Genomic DNA, 15,683 nt, shown 5'->3' with positions numbered 1-15,683 from the left:
TCGACTAGTTGTAGGTGTGCTCCTCGGCTGGGTACGCACCTGTGGACACATCGTTGGCCCAGGCGCGAACTGCATCTGACATCACCGTGCGCAGATCTGCATAGCGTCGGACAAACTTCGGCGCAGGATCCGGTGTCAGACCCAAGAGGTCCTGCCACACGATGACCTGCGCGTCGGTACTTGCGCCTGCGCCGATGCCGATCGTGGGGATGGTGAGAATCTCGCTCACCTTCGTCGCAAGGGCGCTGGGCACCACTTCAAGCACCAGACCTGCAGCACCGGCTGATTCCATTGCCTTGGCGTCCTGCATCAGCAGTTCGCCCTGCTCTCCGCGACCTTGCACTCGGTAACCACCGAACAAGTTGACCGACTGCGGCGTCAGGCCAAGATGTCCGATGACAGGGATGCCGGCATTGGCGAGCAGTTCAACCTGTGGCAACACTGCGGCACCGCCCTCGAGCTTCACTGCGTGCGCGCCACCTTCTTTCATGAATCGGGCTGCTGTCTCGAGCGCCTGTGCAGGTGAGGCTTGGTAGGAGCCAAATGGCAAGTCAGCGATGACCAATGCCTGGCTAGTTCCGCGCACCACGGCCTGCACCAATGGCAGGAGATCGTCAACGGTGACGGGAAGAGTGGTGGTGTGGCCGTAGACGACTGAGGCAGCTGAATCGCCAACGAGAATGGCTGGAATGCCGGCGTTCTCAAAGATGCCGGCTGTGAGTGCGTCGTAGGCAGTGATCATTGCCCAGCGTTCGCCGCGATTGGTGGCAGCCTGCAGGTCACGCATCGTGAATCGTCGATTACTGACACAGCCGTACAGCGTTGAGGACGAGACGTCCATCGAGGGGCTCCTATCTCGAGGCTGCGGGCGCAGTCCCCGGACACGTAAATGATGACACAGACAGATCGATTGGACCATCCCTTAGTGCCGGGTTTCTCCGGTGAAGAATTGAGGTTCGCGATGGACTCTTGGATGACATCCGGTAAGGGCTACCTACGCAGGGTCATGCGCCTACCGGCACCGCCCAGGTCCCGATGAATGCACTTGTGAAGACTGAAGGTGCTGCCTATGCGGCAGAAGCACTGCAGGAGTACTTCTCAGTGGAGAAGTCCGACTGATCAGCCTCGATGTTCGCGCCAGGCATTGGTGATCGGCAGGCGTCGATCACGACCGAAGGCGCGCAGCGAGATCTTGGTGCCGGGGGGGTACTGGCGACGCTTGTACTCGGCGCCGTCGGTCAACTGAATGATCCGATCTACCATCACCGGATCAAAGCCAGCATCGATGAGCTGGGCGGAGCCGTGATCAGACGCGACATACCCCTCAAGCAGCGCATCCAGCACGGGATAGTCGGGAAGGGAGTCTGAATCCTTCTGGTCTGGACGCAGTTCAGCGCTTGGGGCCTTCTCGATGCTGCTCGGCGGAATCGGCGGTGTCCTGCCGAGTGCTTCAGCCTGGGCGTTGCGCCAACGTGACAGTTCCCAGACCAGCATTTTTGGGACGTCCTTGATTGGGGCAAATCCACCGACGCTGTCGCCGTACAAAGTCGAATAGCCAACCGAGAGTTCGCTCTTATTGCCTGTTGTGAGCACCAGATGGCCCTCTTGATTGGAGATGCCCATCAGAGTCGTCCCGCGGACTCTGGCTTGCAGGTTCTCCTCGGCCAAGCCGCTCAGCCTGAGTGAATCCATGAAGGCGTTGACCATCGGAGCAATGGGAACCGTGCGCAGGTGCAGGCCAGTGCGTTCAGCAAGATCGGCGGCGTCATCTTTGGAGTGCTCAGATGAATAGACACTTGGCATCGAAACACCAAAGACCCGGTCCGATCCAAGGGCGTCAACTGCCAGTGCTGCCACTAACGCGGAATCGATGCCGCCGCTGAGGCCCAGGATCACACTGGTGAAGTGATTCTTGTTGACATAGTCGGCAAGTCCGCAGACCAAGGCGGAATAGATCTCCTCGAATTCAGGCAGCCGCTCAAAGGTGCTGTCTGAAGGCTCGGGTTCGTTGCTGCTGAGCTGTCCGGCGAGTTGCGTGACATCGTCGTGGATCTGCGATTCGGGCATGGGCAGGTCCACGATGACGAGTTCCTCGACGAACTGACCCCCGCGTGCAACTACCTTGCCCTTGGCATCCACCACCATGGAGTCCCCGTCGAAGACGAGCTCGTCCTGACCACCGATGAGATTCACGTAGGCGACTGCGCATCCCGCCTCGATTGCGCGCTCGCTGCACAACGTGCGTCGAACATCGGTCTTGTTGCGTTCATAAGGCGAGGCATTGAGTACCAGGAGCAGTGAGGATGACACTTCTCGGGCCCATTCAACTGGACCGCCGGTCTGCCACAGGTCCTCACAGATAGCCAAAGTGATGGTTGTGCCACCAATGCGCAGATGGGTTGGCACTGTGCCAGGCAGGAAGTAACGCGCTTCGTCGAAGACGCCGTAATTGGGCAGGTGATGCTTGATGTAACGGGCCACGATGCGCCCCTGATGAATTACTGCCGCAGCATTGACTGGTGATGAGACCTGCGCATGCGTGGGGCCGGTGTCAACGCAGTCCAGATACCCCACAACGGTGACGAGATCTCCCAAACCGGCCGCGAGCAGATCGCCCGAGAGCCGGTCCAGTGCCGCGATTGAGGCATGTTGGTAGGAGGGGCGCAGCGCCAGATCCTCCACGGGGTAGCCCGTCAGCATCATTTCGGGAAAGGCAATCAGGTGGGCGCCAGCGGCACCTGCTTCAGTGGCCATGCTTAGGATTTTCTGGGCATTTGCCTCAAGGTCGCCGACGGTGGCGTTTGCCTGAGCAAGGGCCAGGCGCAGGGTGGGCATTGACTGAGAGTATCCACCTGCAGGCCGTCCCTGACGTCATACGCCTGTAACACAGCAGCGGGCAGGATAGGACCACGTACAGTCTGTCCGAATCGAATGAACTCAGCCGATGCGCGGATGTGCGTTACCTGGAGGTCAAGACCATATGGATAAGCAGGCCGAGTTCGTGCTGCGCACGATCGAAGAGCGCGATATTCGATTCGTTCGTCTTTGGTTCACCGATGTTCTGGGCACGCTGAAGTCCGTTGCCATTGCCCCTGCTGAACTGGAAGGCGCCTTCGCTGAAGGCATTGGCTTTGATGGCTCGGCCATTGAGGGCTTCACCCGCGTCTATGAATCCGACATGATCGCCAAGCCGGATCCCGGAACCTTCTCGCTGCTGCCCTGGCGCAGTGAGGGTCCCGGCGCCGCGCGATTGTTCTGCGATATCCAGATGCCCGATGGCAGTGCCTCCTATGCCGATCCACGATTCGTGCTGAAGCGAACGCTGATGCGGGCTGCTGATCTTGGTTTTACCTTCTATGTGCATCCTGAAGTCGAGTTCTATCTGCTCCAAGGTCGGCACAAGCTTGGTGAGTCGCCGGAACCGGCCGATTCCTACGGATACTTCGACAACACTCCTCACGGGCAGTCTGCGGACTTCCGGCGCCAGGCAATCATGATGCTTGAACAGATGGGCATCTCTGTTGAGTTCTCCCATCACGAAGGCGGACCGGGCCAGCAGGAGATTGATCTTCGCTATGCAGATGCGCTGACCACTTCGGACAACCTGATGACCTTCCGTCTGGTGATGCAGGAGGTGGCATTGGAGCAGGGGATGTACGCGACCTTCATGCCCAAGCCATTCACCCAGCATCCGGGTTCAGGTATGCACACGCACTTGTCGCTGTTCGAGGGCGATCGCAACGTCTTCTACGAAGCTGGTGCCCCGCTGCAACTTTCAAAGATCGGCCGCGCCTTCATCGCTGGTCTTCTTCAGCATGCGCCGGAGATCACGGCGGTCACCAATCAGTGGGTGAACTCATACAAGCGTCTGCTCGGTGGGGCCGAAGCCCCCGCGTGGGCCTGCTGGGGGCACAACAACAGCTCAGCATTGATTCGCGTTCCGATGTACAAGCCATCAAAGGGAAACAGCACTCGCATTGAATACCGAGCTCTGGACAGTGCGGCGAATCCGTACCTTGCCTACGCCGTGATCCTGGCTGCCGGTCTCAAGGGAATCGAAGAGGGCTATGAGCTGCCGGCCGGTGCCGAGGAGGATGTCTGGGCATTGACCGAGGCTGAGCGCCGCGCCTTGGGCATGAAGGCGCTCCCGGCTAGTTTGGGACAGGCCCTTGAGGTGATGGAGCGATCTGAACTGGTTGCCGAGACTCTGGGTGAGCATGTCTTTGACTTCTTCCTTCGCAACAAGAAGGCCGAGTGGGACAACTACCGTGGGCAGGTCAGCCAGTGGGAGCTAGATCAGTACTTGCCACGTTTGTAAGACTGGCGAAGCCCACAGTGCCCAGGGCGCAGTGATTCTGGGTTTAATGGATGCCATGAGTGAAGGTGTGGGTCGAGGTCGCAGCGCCTCGCCTGCCAGTCGCTTGGTTCGCCTTGGTGTGGTCAACGTGGAGCGGGCCGAGCAGATCCTGCACCGACCTGCCGTTGCCCTCGTGCTCGACGATTCAGAGTCTGCGACTGACTTGCTGGCCAGCCTCAGCGGCGTCGCTGATCCCGATCTCGCGCTCGTCATGCTCGAGCGCTTCTTTGAACGCTGTGATGCAAGCGCCAAGACTCTGTTCCGGACTGATGAGGACTTTCGCGGTCGCCTGCTGGATGTGCTTGGGATGTCTGAAGCGCTGGGTGATTTTCTCGTGCGGCATCCCGAGCAGGTTGACGTGCTTGCCGACGGTGAGGCGCTGAGCCGGGCTCCCATGGCTATCGAGGTTCGCGCGCATCTGCTGGCGGCCGTTGGCGCTGAAGTCCACACCGAACTCGCAGTAGCTCGCGATGACTCAACGCGCACCCTTGATGCGCTGCGCATCGCCTATCGACGCGAGCTCCTCGGTATCGCCAGTCGCGACCTCTCGCAATTGGCGCCCATGAAATTGGTGGCGACATGGCTGTCTGATCTGGCCGATGCAGTGCTGGAATCAGCTGTCGCCATTGCGCGTGCGGGCCTGCCTGCGGATGCGGCGGACTGCCGATTCGCCGTCATTGGCATGGGCAAATGTGGCGGCCGTGAACTCAACTATGTGAGTGATGTCGATGTCATCTTCGTTGCAGAGCCCATTGACAGCGACGAGGATTCGGCGCTGCGCTCAGCCACGCTCCTTGCCACCGGAATGATGCGCGCCTGCAATGAGAGCACCAAGGAGGGCCGCATCTGGGAAGTCGATGCCAATCTGCGACCCGAGGGAAGACAAGGCGCCTTGGTGCGCACGATCAACTCGCACCTGGACTACTACAAGCGCTGGGCCAAGACCTGGGAGTTTCAGGCACTTCTGAAGGCCAGGCCTGCGGCGGGCGACCTGGCCTTGGGCGAGAGTTACGTCCAGGCCGTTGCCCCTTTCATCTGGAGTGCCGTTGAACGAGAGGGCTTCGTTGAGGATGCGCAGGCCATGCGTCGCCGAGTGGAGGCGAACATTCCCAGCCGCATTGGTGCACGTGAGCTAAAGCTGGCTCCCGGCGGTCTTCGCGATGTGGAGTTTGCTGTGCAGTTGCTCCAACTCGTGCATGGCAGAAGCGATGTGCTCATTCGCAATCGCACAACCTTGGTCGCGCTCGAAGCGCTCGCAACATGGGGCTACGTCGGTCGCGCCGATGCCTCAACTCTGGGGGAGGCCTACTCATTTCTGCGTGCCCTTGAGCATCGCATTCAGCTCTTCCGATTGCGACGCACGCACACGATGCCAGAGGACGATGTCGAATTGCGGCGACTTGGCCGATCCATGGGCTTCCGCAGCGACCCCGTCACTGAGCTCATCACGGTCTGGAAACGTCATGCCCGCGAAGTGCGCAGGCTGCACGAGAAGTTGTTCTATCGGCCGCTGTTGCAGGCAGTGGCAAGACTCGACGCGGGTTCAGCTCGCCTGACGCCGCAGGCAGCTGAAGAACGGTTGCGCGTGCTTGGCTATCAGGATCCGCCAGGAGCACTGCGACACATTGAGGCACTCACGGTCGGAGTGAGCAGGCGCGCGGCGATCCAACGCACGCTGCTGCCAGTGCTGCTTGGATGGTTTGCAAATGCGCCGGAACCGGACGGCGGATTGCTTGGCTTCCGACGAGTGAGCGAGGCTCTGGGCTCAACGCATTGGTATCTGGGGCTCCTGCGCGATGAATCCGTGGCAGCAGAGCGGATGGCGCAACTGCTGGCCAGTAGTCGCTACGCCACTGAGTTGCTGCTGCGTGCTCCAGACAGCGTGGCCATGCTGGTCGATGATCATGAGCTCCAGCCGCGCTCGCGCGCAAACCTGATCGCCGAAGCGCAGTCGGCTGTCGGTCGATATGAAGATCCGGACAGCGCTGTCTCTGCAGTGCGTGCCTTGCGTCGCCGTGAGCTCTTTCGAATCTCAGCAGCGCAGTTGCTGCACCTCAGTGATGTCGATGCAGTAGAACGGGCACTGACCGACGTCTCGGCGGCGACCCTGGTCGGTGCGCTCAATGTGTCGCTGAATGTGGTTGCGGCTGAATTTCAAGGTCCACTGCCATTTACCTTCGCTGTGATCGCCATGGGTCGATTTGGCGGCCACGAACTGGGCCTTGGCAGCGATGTAGATGTCATGTTCGTCTATGACCCCCATGACGGTGTCGATGGTGAGACTGCTGGCCGTTTGGCCTTCCAGGTCGCCAACGATCTGCGCATGAGGCTGATGGCTCAGAGCAATGATCCCCAGTTGGTGATCGATGCCGATTTGCGCCCAGAGGGTCGTCAGGGTCCCTTGGTTCGGACCTTGGATTCCTACGCGGCCTACTATGCGCGCTGGTCTGCTGGCTGGGAGTCGCAAGCCCTGCTGCGTGCTGAGTTTGTCGCCGGTGATCCCGATCTTGGAGCACGGTTTGAAACGCTGATCGCTCCCCTGAGGTTTCCTCAAGGCGGTTTGGAAATCGAACAGGTACGCGAGATTCGCCGATTGAAGGCGCGGATGGAAGCTGAGCGCCTTCCGCGAGGCGCCGATCCCCATCTTCACACCAAGCTGGGACGCGGTGGACTGAGCGATGTCGAATGGGTTGCCCAGTTGATCCAGTTGCAGCACGCGCATGAGGTTCCCGGGCTTCGCACGACCCGCACTCTTCAGGCGCTGGAAGCAGCCTGCCAAGCCGGACTCATCGCGCGTGCTGATGTCGATGCCTTGCGCACGGCTTGGCAGTTCGCGGCGCGGATTCGCGATGCGGTCATGTTGGTGCGCGCACATGCGTCAGATCTGGTTCCCACGGACATTCGCGAACTTCACGGAATCGCCTATGTACTCGGCTACGCACCCGAGGATGCGGGTCGAGTGTTGGAGGACTATCAGCGCATCACCCGACGCGCGCGCAACGTGATGGAGCGGGTGTTCTACGACTCTGGTGATGCTTGACAAGTGACATCGCAAAATGAATTGGAGTGGACCCAGGGCCCACTCCAATTCATTTCGTTCGCCGTGCGCGGCGCCTGTCTAGATGTCGTAATAGAGGTTGAACTCGTAGGGGTGCGGACGCAGCTGAATGGGCTCGATCTCCTTGGTGCGCTTGTAGTCGATCCAGGTCTCGATCAGGTCGGCAGGGAAGACTCCACCGGCCTGCAAGTACTCATTGTCTGCTTCGAGGGCATTGAGTGCCTCGCCGAGCGAAGCCGGCACCTGCGGGATCGCAGCGTGCTCGTCTGGTGGCAACTCGTAGAGATCCTTGTCGACGGGAGCCAGCGGCTCGATCTTGTTCTTGATGCCGTCGATGCCAGCCATGAGCATGGCTGCAAAGGCCAGGTAGGGATTCGCTGATGGATCAGGCACCCGGAACTCGATGCGCTTGGCCTTAGGCGAGTTTCCCGTCACAGGAATACGGATACATGCCGAGCGGTTGCGCGCGGAGTACACCAAGTTCACTGGTGCCTCGTAGCCCGGCACAAGTCGGTGGTAGCTGTTCACCGTCGGGTTCGTGAACGCCAACAAGGATGGGGCGTGGTGCAGAAGGCCACCGATGTACCAGCGAGCCATGTCCGAAAGGCCGCCGTAGCCGCGCTCGTCATAGAACAGCGGCTCGCCGTCCTTCCACAAAGACTGGTGGCAGTGCATGCCTGAGCCGTTGTCGCCGAAGAGTGGCTTGGGCATGAATGTTGCGCTCTTGCCATGCTCCCAGGCCACGTTCTTGACGATGTACTTGAACAGCATCACCTCATCGGCTGCGTGCTGAAGAGTGTTGAACTTGTAGTTGATCTCGGCTTGTCCTGCAGTGCCGACCTCGTGGTGCGCGCGCTCGACGGTCAAGCCGACCCCGAGCAACTTGGACACCATGTCATCGCGCAGATCCGCGTAGTGATCAACGGGTGGCACTGGGAAGTAGCCACCCTTGTACGGAGTCTTGTAGCCGAGGTTGCCACCTTCTTCTACCCGCCCGGTATTCCACGCCGCTTCAATGGAATCAATGTGGTAGTAGGACTCATGCTGATTGGAGTCGTACCGCACATCATCAAAGACATAGAACTCAGCTTCCGGACCGAAGTACACGGTGTCAGCAATACCGGTTGATGCCAGGTATGCCTCGGCGTTGGCAGCGACGCTGCGGGGATCGCGTCCGTAGGGCTCGTTAGTGAAGGGGTCGCGGATCGAGAAGTTCATGACCAGCGTCTTGGCCTTGCGGAATGGATCGAGGTAGGCAGTTGCCGGATCAGGGATCAGTTTCATGTCTGATTCGTGGATGGCTTGGAAGCCGCGGATTGAGGATCCGTCGAACATGAGCCCGTCTTCGAAGACCGCCTCGTCGAAGGACACCGCTGGCATGTTGAAGTGCTGCATGACGCCAGGCAGATCGATGAAGCGAACATCGATGAACTCGACGCCCTCGGCCTTGACGTACTTCAGTACTTCCTCGGCATTGCTGAACATGACACCTCCTGCACCTGATGGTGCTTATCGTGGCCCAAGGGACTCTCAGTGGGCCAAGCCGCTGGAACGATCTGCACTCTAGTAGTGGTGGCTCAAGCACCCACATGCCGATCGGCATGCGGAGGTGCTTGCCCACTACGGTTTCTTGGTGACCTCGCCTGCCCCTCTCCAGTTGCCCGGCAAGGTGGCCGGACTTGGCCGCCGCCTAGCTGCCATCACCATCGATTGGGTGGCCAGCGTGCTGGTGGCCTCGGTCATCTTCCCTGGCCTTCGCCCGTGGAGTGACAATGCAGCCTTGCCGATCCTCGCGGTCTTCTTCGCCGAGGTCAGCTTGTTCACCTGGTTCTTTGCCAGCAGTTTCGGGCAACGCTTCTTGCGCGTTGAAGTGGTGGATCTGGCTGGCCGGCGACTTTCACTGTGGCGCATCGCCTTGCGCACGCTGCTGATCTGTCTGGTCATCCCCGCGGTGATCTTCGACTCGCAGGGCAGAGGCCTGCACGATCGCGCGGTCGGCAGTGTCGCTCTGCGCTCACGCGCCAGTTGAGCCAGGCGGTCTAGCGGCGTGAGCTACATCCCGCGACGACGACGAACCTGGCGTGCGCTCGTGGGCATCGGGCCCTTGGGCACGGGCAGGCTGCCACCGACTGAACTCACCGCGTCAAGACGGCGACGCATCTCAGTGATCTCGCCTCCTCGCAGGTTGCGCGGGAGTTTGGTGAGAGAGCGTTGAAGCTTGGAAAGCTTGATCTGCCCGTCCTCGTTGCCGATCTGAAGCTCATAGATCGGCACGTCGGGAACCCAACGTGCGGTCTTGCGTCGCTCAGCAGCCAGCATCGGCACAACTCGGCTGCTTGGACCCTCAGAAATCAGAATGACGCCAGGCTTGCCGACAACTCGGCTGATGAGGTCTTGATTCTTGTTCACCGCGACGCCAGGGGTGACCTGCCAGCCACCACGAAGGTTCTGCACGACGGCAGCAGCAGCTCCCGGCTGACCTTCGATGGAGGTGTATGCGGCTGACATCGCACGGCGGCTGAACCAGAACACTGCGGCAGCCGAACCTGCAGGGATGCCGAGCAGGATCGCGGTTGGCCAGTTCAGGAAGTACGCAACGGGCAGGGCGATGACCACAAAACCGGCGATGAAGAATCCGAGGATCTCCAGGGCCAGCAGGCGATGGACCTTCTGTGCCATCGACCAGTTCTGGCCAATGGTGGTAAAGGTCTGGCGAATTCTCTTGAACATGAGGCCCGATCGTATTGGTCGTGGAGTGGGGAATGAATTTAGCGGGCAGCCATTGCCTGCTCGTAGAGGCGTCCCGCGCGGTAGCTGGATCGCACTAGGGGACCACTGAGCACTCCGGCGAATCCGATTGCGGTGGCGGTGGCCTCAAGCCCGACGAATTCCTCAGGACGCACCCAGCGCTCCACTGGGTGGTGGACGCTGGATGGTCGCAAGTACTGGGTGATGGTCACCAGTTCGCAACCCGCTGCGTGCAGGTCGCGCAGAGCCTGCTCGACCTCGGAGATCTCCTCGCCTAGACCCAAGATGAGGTTGCTCTTGGTGACCAGACCTGCTGCTCGAGCTTGCGAAATCACATCCAGGCTGCGGTCGTAATTGAACGCTGGACGGATTGACTTGAAGATCCTTGGAACGGTCTCAAGATTATGGGCGAGCACTTCGGGACGCTCGGCAAATACCTCGGCAAGGAGTGCTGGTTTGCCGGAGAAGTCCGGAATCAGCACTTCAATGCCGGTAGTGGGGTTCAAGGACCGAATCTGTCGAATGGTCTCGGCCCACAGCCAAGCTCCTTCATCGTCCAGATCATCTCGCGTCACGCCAGTGACCGTGGCGTAGCGCAATTGCATCGACTGGACCGACTCGGCCACTCGACGCGGCTCATCGCGATCAAGGGGCAGTGGCTTGCCGGTATGAATCTGGCAGAAATCGCAACGTCGTGTGCACTGCTCGCCGCCGATGAGGAAGGTGGCCTCTCGGTCTTCCCAGCACTCGTAGATATTGGGGCAGCCCGCTTCCTGACAGACGGTGTGCAGGCCTTCGCGCTTCACTAATTCACGTATCTGCGTGTACTCCGGACCTGTGCGAAGTTTGGTGCGGATCCAACTGGGCTTGCGCTCAATAGGCGTCTCGGCGTTTCGCGCTTCAATCCGCAGGAGTTTGCGGCCCTCGTTTGAGGTACCGACAAACACTGGATCGGCGGTCATGCGGAGTACCCCGGAAGCATCATGTGTGCGCGCGCTTCGACCAAGGGGACGAGCTCTTCAACAGTGACGTTGCGACCAAGTTCGTGGCTGAGTGAAGTGACCTCTGCGTCGCTGATGCCGCACGGCACGATTCGATTGAAGGCATCGAGGTCGCAATCGCAGTTCAGAGCAAAGCCATGCATGGTGACGCCTTCTGCCACTCTGATGCCGATGGCAGCAACCTTGCGATCTGGGCCGCCTTGCGGGGGAGTGATCCACACCCCGCTTCGGCCCTTCACCTGCTGTGCATCCAGGCTGAACTCGCGGCAGACGTCAGCGAGCATTCGCTCTATGCGACGCACGTGAGCAATGACATCGACCGGGCTGCCAAGACGAATGATGGGGTAGCCGACGAGTTGCCCAGGACCATGCCAGGTGATCTTGCCTCCGCGGTCGACATCGACGACTGGAGTTGAGTCAACTGGGCGTTCGAAGTCTTCGGTACGGCGACCCGCGGTGTAGACCGATTGGTGTTCGAGCAGCAGCAGGGTGTCTGGAGATTCGCCGCTGACGACCTGTGCATGAATCGTGCGCTGGAGGTCCCAGGTGGCGGAGTATTCAACGGCAGCGGAGCCGAATCCAACATGCGTGACCTGCAATTGCGTCGCGGTCTGCACAGTGGTCATCGTAAGTCCAGCAGTTCAAGGGCTCGATGTGCGGCCCGACGCCCGCTGACCAGGGCTCCCTGAATCGAACCAGTTTCACGGTGATCTCCGGCGAGCAGCAAGGATCCGTGCTCGATTGGCTTGCGCACCATGAACGGAGGTTCCATTGCTGGCAGGGCATAGGGAATCGAGTAGCGCTCCACCAATTGCCAGCCTGAAGTCGGCGCCGCATACAACTTGGACAGGTGTATCCGCACGGACTGTTCAGCGTCCTGACTTGTGTCCAGCCCAAGGCAGGACGAGGAGACCAGAACGCGCTGCTGCGAGGCGTAGGACGGGGCTGCGTGGCTGACGACCACGGTGTTGATCACTGCGCCGCTGCGTTGGCTGTCGACGAGCAGTAGTGATTGGCCGTTGGTGAGTTGCTCTGCGGGCGCATCGGCGAGGTGGTACCAAGTCGTCACCGCGCGGCCAGTTGGGAGACGAAGTCCGGGCGCGAGCTTTTCGGCGGCAGGTGCCTGTGTTGCCATAATCACCAGTTTGGCTCGCACGCTTCCATTGTCAGCGGTGTTGACCGACTTGTTGTTGATCTTCACCACAGCAGAGTTGAGCTGCACAGTGCCGGGAGGCAGCGCTGCATGGATCTGCTCGGGTATTGCCTGCATGCCCTTGGCTGGCAGCGACGGTCGACCGTTCGCAAAGGAGCGCAGAACCAGGTCCATGAATCTGCGCGAAGTCACAAGGTCGGGCTCAAGAAACACGCCCGCGAGAAATGGAGCCAGGATTTGATCGATGAGAGTTTCGCCTATCCCGGCTTGCACGAGCGCGTCCCGAGCAGTGATGTCTGCCTCTTCTTGCAGCAGCCCAGGTGACTGGCGAGCAAGATGCAAGAGGTAGCGAGCAAGACGCATCTTGGCCACCGGCGAGCCAGAACCCGGACCAAGGCCACGCAGTCCCCAGGTCAAGTGCTTGCGTGGATCACCCAGACGCATCAGGCGGCCGTTGCCGAGGCGGATACCAAGGCCTGGCGCCAGTGGGCGAAGCGCGAGAGCTGGGTGATCAAGAATTCGGGCGGCTTCGGGATAGGCCGGATTATAGACCTGAAAACCCCAATCCAGTTGCAGTCCGTCGACGTAATCAGTGCGAACTCGACCGCCAACCTGGTCACTTGCTTCAAGCACGGCGACTTCGATTCCAGCAAGACTCAGTTCACGCGCTGCGGCCAGACCCGCGAGTCCGGCTCCAACGATGATGACGTCAACGCTCAAGGGCTGCGCCACGCAGTGCTGATCGCGGATTCAATCGTGGTGTCGGCCCAGGCGAACTGGGCGGCTTGAAGTACAGCGGGAGTGACCCTGATGCTGCCCAGCACCTCACTTGAGAATTCACCCAGCACGATCTTCAGGGCGGCAGCGGGGACAGGCAGAAGTGTGGGACGGCCCATGACACGTCCCATGGCAGAGGTGACCTCGCTGTTGGTCACAGCACTTGGCCCGGTCAGATTCACCGGACCTGAGATTGCTGAGTTGGTCATGCAGTAGAGCAGTGCCGAGATTTCATCTCGCAGTGAGATCCACGACCAGTACTGATTGCCCGGGCCCAACTTTCCGCCGACCCCGAGGCGAAAGAGCGGGAACATGCGAGCCCAAGCGCCGCCGTCGCGGGCAACCACGAGTCCGGTGCGCGCGTGCACGACACGAATGCCTGCCTCACTTGCGGTCGCAGTTGCTGCCTCCCAGGCCTGCACCACCTCAGCGAGAAATCCTTGGCCGGCAGGAGCCTGCTCGTCGACAATCTGGTCACCTGTGTCGCCGTACCAGCCGATCGCGGACCCTGAGACCAGAACTGCGGGCGGTGAGGCCAGTGCAGCAAGGGCCCGAGCGATGGTCTGGGTCCCCAGGACCCGACTGTTGAGAATCTCAGCCTTGTAGGCATCAGTCCACCGATGATCGCCGACGCCGGCTCCAGCGAGATGGAATACCGCTTCAGTGCCTTCAAGTGCTGCAAGATCAACAGTGCCAGCCACGGGATCCCAAGAGATCTCGTCAGCCGAAGCTGCGCTGCGGCGGACCAAGCGGCTGACCGTATGGCCATCCAGGCGCAGTTGAGCAACAAGTGCAGTACCGATGAGCCCTGTTGAGCCTGTGACCGCGACCCTCATCGCGTCAGAGTCCGAGTTCAGCCTCAAACGAGGCTTCTTCCAGACGGGCCTTCACTGCCACGAGGAATCGAGCGGCGTCAGCTCCATCGACCAGTCGATGGTCGTAGGACAAAGACAGATACATCATCGAGCGGATCGCAATGACTTCCTGCCCAGTGGTGTCGGGCACAACGACCGGGCGCTTGATGATCGCTCCGGTGCCCAAGATGGCAACCTGCGGCTGATTGATGATCGGGGTGTCGAACAAGGCCCCGCGACTGCCGGTATTGGTGATCGTGAACGTGCCACCGCTGAGCTCGTCGGGTGCAACCTTGCTCTGGCGGGTGCGATCGGCAAGGTCGGCAATGCTGCGCGAAAGCCCGGCGATGTTGAGGTCCCCGGCATTGCGGATAACCGGGACGAGCAGGCCGCGATCAGTGTCAACGGCAATGCCGAGGTTCTCTGAATCGTGGTAGGTGATCGTGCCCTCATTCATGTCGATGGAGGCATTGACCATCGGGAACTGCTTGAGAGCCTCAACAGACGCCTTGGCGATGAACGGCAGGTAGGTGAGTTTGACGCCTTCGCGGCCTTCGAACTCGTCCTTGATGCGGCCACGCAGCTTTGCGATGGCCGTGACATCAACTTCCAGGACTGTGGTGAGTTGAGCGGAAACTTGCAATGACTCCACCATGCGCTCGGCGATGACGCGGCGCAGGCGAGAGATCTTCACGGTCTGTCCACGCAATGGCGATGGGCTTGCAGCTGAGGTGGAACTAGCTACAGCCACCGGGGCTGCAGCAGCCGCAGTCGTGGCGCGAGCTTGCTTGGTTTCGGCTGCTGCAAGCACATCCTGCTTACGGATGCGCCCGCCAATACCTGTTCCGACAACTGCGGAAAGATCGACGCCATTTTGCGTTGCAAGTCGGCGCACCAATGGGGTCACGTACGACTCACTATCGGAAACTGCGGCGGCTGGAACTGCGGCGGGAGCCGGCACTGGCGCTGCCACAGGAGCAGCGGGGACAACTGGCGGGGCTGCAGGTGGTGCAGGTGGTGCGGCCACAACTGGGGCTGCAGTGATCACGGGGGCAGTAGGAGCAGGTGCGGCAGGAGCGGGTGCAACTGCTGGCGCGGGAACAGCGCCGGCAGCGCCGATCTGGCCAAGCACAGCGCCCACATCGGCCGTGGCGTCTTCGAGAACCAGGATGGCGACCAGGACGCCAGCGGCTGGCGACGGCAGTTCGGTGTCCACCTTGTCGGTCGAGATCTCCACGAGGGGCTCGTCAGCGGCGACTGTGTCGCCGACCTGCTTCAGCCAACGGGTGACGGTTCCTTCGGTGACACTCTCGCCAAGCAGGGGGAGCAGTACGTCAACAATGGCCCCGCCTGCAGCTGGCGCTGGCGGCGCGGCGGCGGCAGGCGCCACCGGCGCCGGTGCGGCGACAACTGGCTCAACGGGTGCGGGTGTGGGCTCGGACGCAGCGAGAGGGGCCGCTGCTACTGGAGCAGGGGCGCTAGCGCCGGCTTCGTCGGCTGCTCCGATGACACCAAGCTCGGCACCAACCAGCACGGTCTCGTCCTCGGCGGCGCTGATCGCCAGCAGCACGCCAGAGGCGGGTGCCGGAATCTCGGTATCGACCTTGTCCGTGGAGATCTCGAGCAGGGGCTCGTCAGCAGTGATGGTGTCACCGACCTGCTTCAACCATCGAGTGACGGTTCCTTCGGTGACGCTCTCTCCGAGCTGTGGCATCGTGACTGAGACCGACATGTG

12 protein-coding genes are annotated in these 15,683 nt (G+C 60.8%); 3 read left to right on the top strand and 9 right to left on the bottom strand.

Translation table 11 applies throughout. The features are described 5' to 3' along the window. Nucleotides 1–4: 4 nt before the first annotated feature. Nucleotides 5–841 carry a 3-methyl-2-oxobutanoate hydroxymethyltransferase gene (gene panB, locus Q8M73_11050; protein ID MDP2289087.1) on the bottom strand — a complete coding sequence of 279 codons (837 nt, stop codon included), beginning with the start codon at nt 839–841 and terminating at the stop codon, nt 5–7. A gap of 278 nt (nt 842–1,119) precedes the next feature. Beyond that, entirely contained in the window at nt 1,120–2,835 is a 1,716-nt protein-coding gene (locus Q8M73_11045) for an NAD+ synthase (GenBank protein MDP2289086.1), read from the bottom strand. A 145-nt stretch (nt 2,836–2,980) separates the two neighbouring features. On the opposite strand from Q8M73_11045, the gene Q8M73_11040 reads away from it, so the two are divergent. Next, nucleotides 2,981–4,318, top strand: coding sequence for a glutamine synthetase family protein (locus Q8M73_11040; GenBank protein MDP2289085.1), 1,338 nt, complete (start codon nt 2,981–2,983; stop codon nt 4,316–4,318). 55 nt (nt 4,319–4,373) lie between these two features. Next, complete coding sequence (locus Q8M73_11035) at nt 4,374–7,397, top strand: bifunctional [glutamine synthetase] adenylyltransferase/[glutamine synthetase]-adenylyl-L-tyrosine phosphorylase (GenBank protein MDP2289084.1); 3,024 nt, start codon at nt 4,374–4,376, stop codon at nt 7,395–7,397. Nucleotides 7,398–7,475: 78 nt separating this feature from the next. Here the strand turns inward: Q8M73_11035 and glnA are convergent, their stop codons facing one another. After that, nucleotides 7,476–8,900 carry a type I glutamate--ammonia ligase gene (glnA, locus tag Q8M73_11030; protein MDP2289083.1) on the bottom strand — a complete coding sequence of 475 codons (1,425 nt, stop codon included), beginning with the start codon at nt 8,898–8,900 and terminating at the stop codon, nt 7,476–7,478. Nucleotides 8,901–9,048: 148 nt separating this feature from the next. Between glnA and Q8M73_11025 the strand changes: the two genes are divergently transcribed. Continuing rightward, a complete protein-coding gene (locus tag Q8M73_11025; protein ID MDP2289082.1) occupies nt 9,049–9,444 on the top strand; it encodes an RDD family protein in 396 nt (131 codons plus the stop codon). Between the two features lie 23 nt (nt 9,445–9,467). Here the strand turns inward: Q8M73_11025 and Q8M73_11020 are convergent, their stop codons facing one another. The 6 genes from Q8M73_11020 to sucB are packed head-to-tail and all read right to left on the bottom strand — an operon-like array spanning nt 9,468 to nt 15,680. Then, entirely contained in the window at nt 9,468–10,145 is a 678-nt protein-coding gene (locus tag Q8M73_11020; GenBank protein MDP2289081.1) for a DUF4191 domain-containing protein, read from the bottom strand. Nucleotides 10,146–10,183: 38 nt separating this feature from the next. After that, entirely contained in the window at nt 10,184–11,125 is a 942-nt protein-coding gene (gene lipA, locus Q8M73_11015; GenBank protein MDP2289080.1) for a lipoyl synthase, read from the bottom strand. Next, entirely contained in the window at nt 11,122–11,790 is a 669-nt protein-coding gene (lipB, locus tag Q8M73_11010; protein ID MDP2289079.1) for a lipoyl(octanoyl) transferase LipB, read from the bottom strand. Before lipB ends, lipA begins: the two co-directional genes overlap by 4 nt. Then, nucleotides 11,787–13,037: an FAD-dependent oxidoreductase gene (locus tag Q8M73_11005; protein MDP2289078.1), complete on the bottom strand. Its 1,251-nt coding sequence runs from the start codon at nt 13,035–13,037 to the stop codon at nt 11,787–11,789. Before Q8M73_11005 ends, lipB begins: the two co-directional genes overlap by 4 nt. Then, nucleotides 13,034–13,930, bottom strand: a complete 897-nt coding sequence (locus Q8M73_11000; GenBank protein MDP2289077.1) for a TIGR01777 family oxidoreductase — start codon at nt 13,928–13,930, stop codon at nt 13,034–13,036. The genes Q8M73_11005 and Q8M73_11000 overlap by 4 nt, the downstream gene beginning before the upstream one ends. Nucleotides 13,931–13,934: 4 nt before the next feature. Beyond that, a complete protein-coding gene (sucB, locus tag Q8M73_10995; protein MDP2289076.1) occupies nt 13,935–15,680 on the bottom strand; it encodes a 2-oxoglutarate dehydrogenase, E2 component, dihydrolipoamide succinyltransferase in 1,746 nt (581 codons plus the stop codon). Nucleotides 15,681–15,683 lie beyond the last annotated feature (3 nt).

The organism is Actinomycetota bacterium, from assembly GCA_030684515.1.
Lineage (GTDB): Bacteria > Actinomycetota > Actinomycetes > S36-B12 > S36-B12 > UBA11398.
This window is presented reverse-complemented; position numbering and strand designations above follow the sequence as displayed.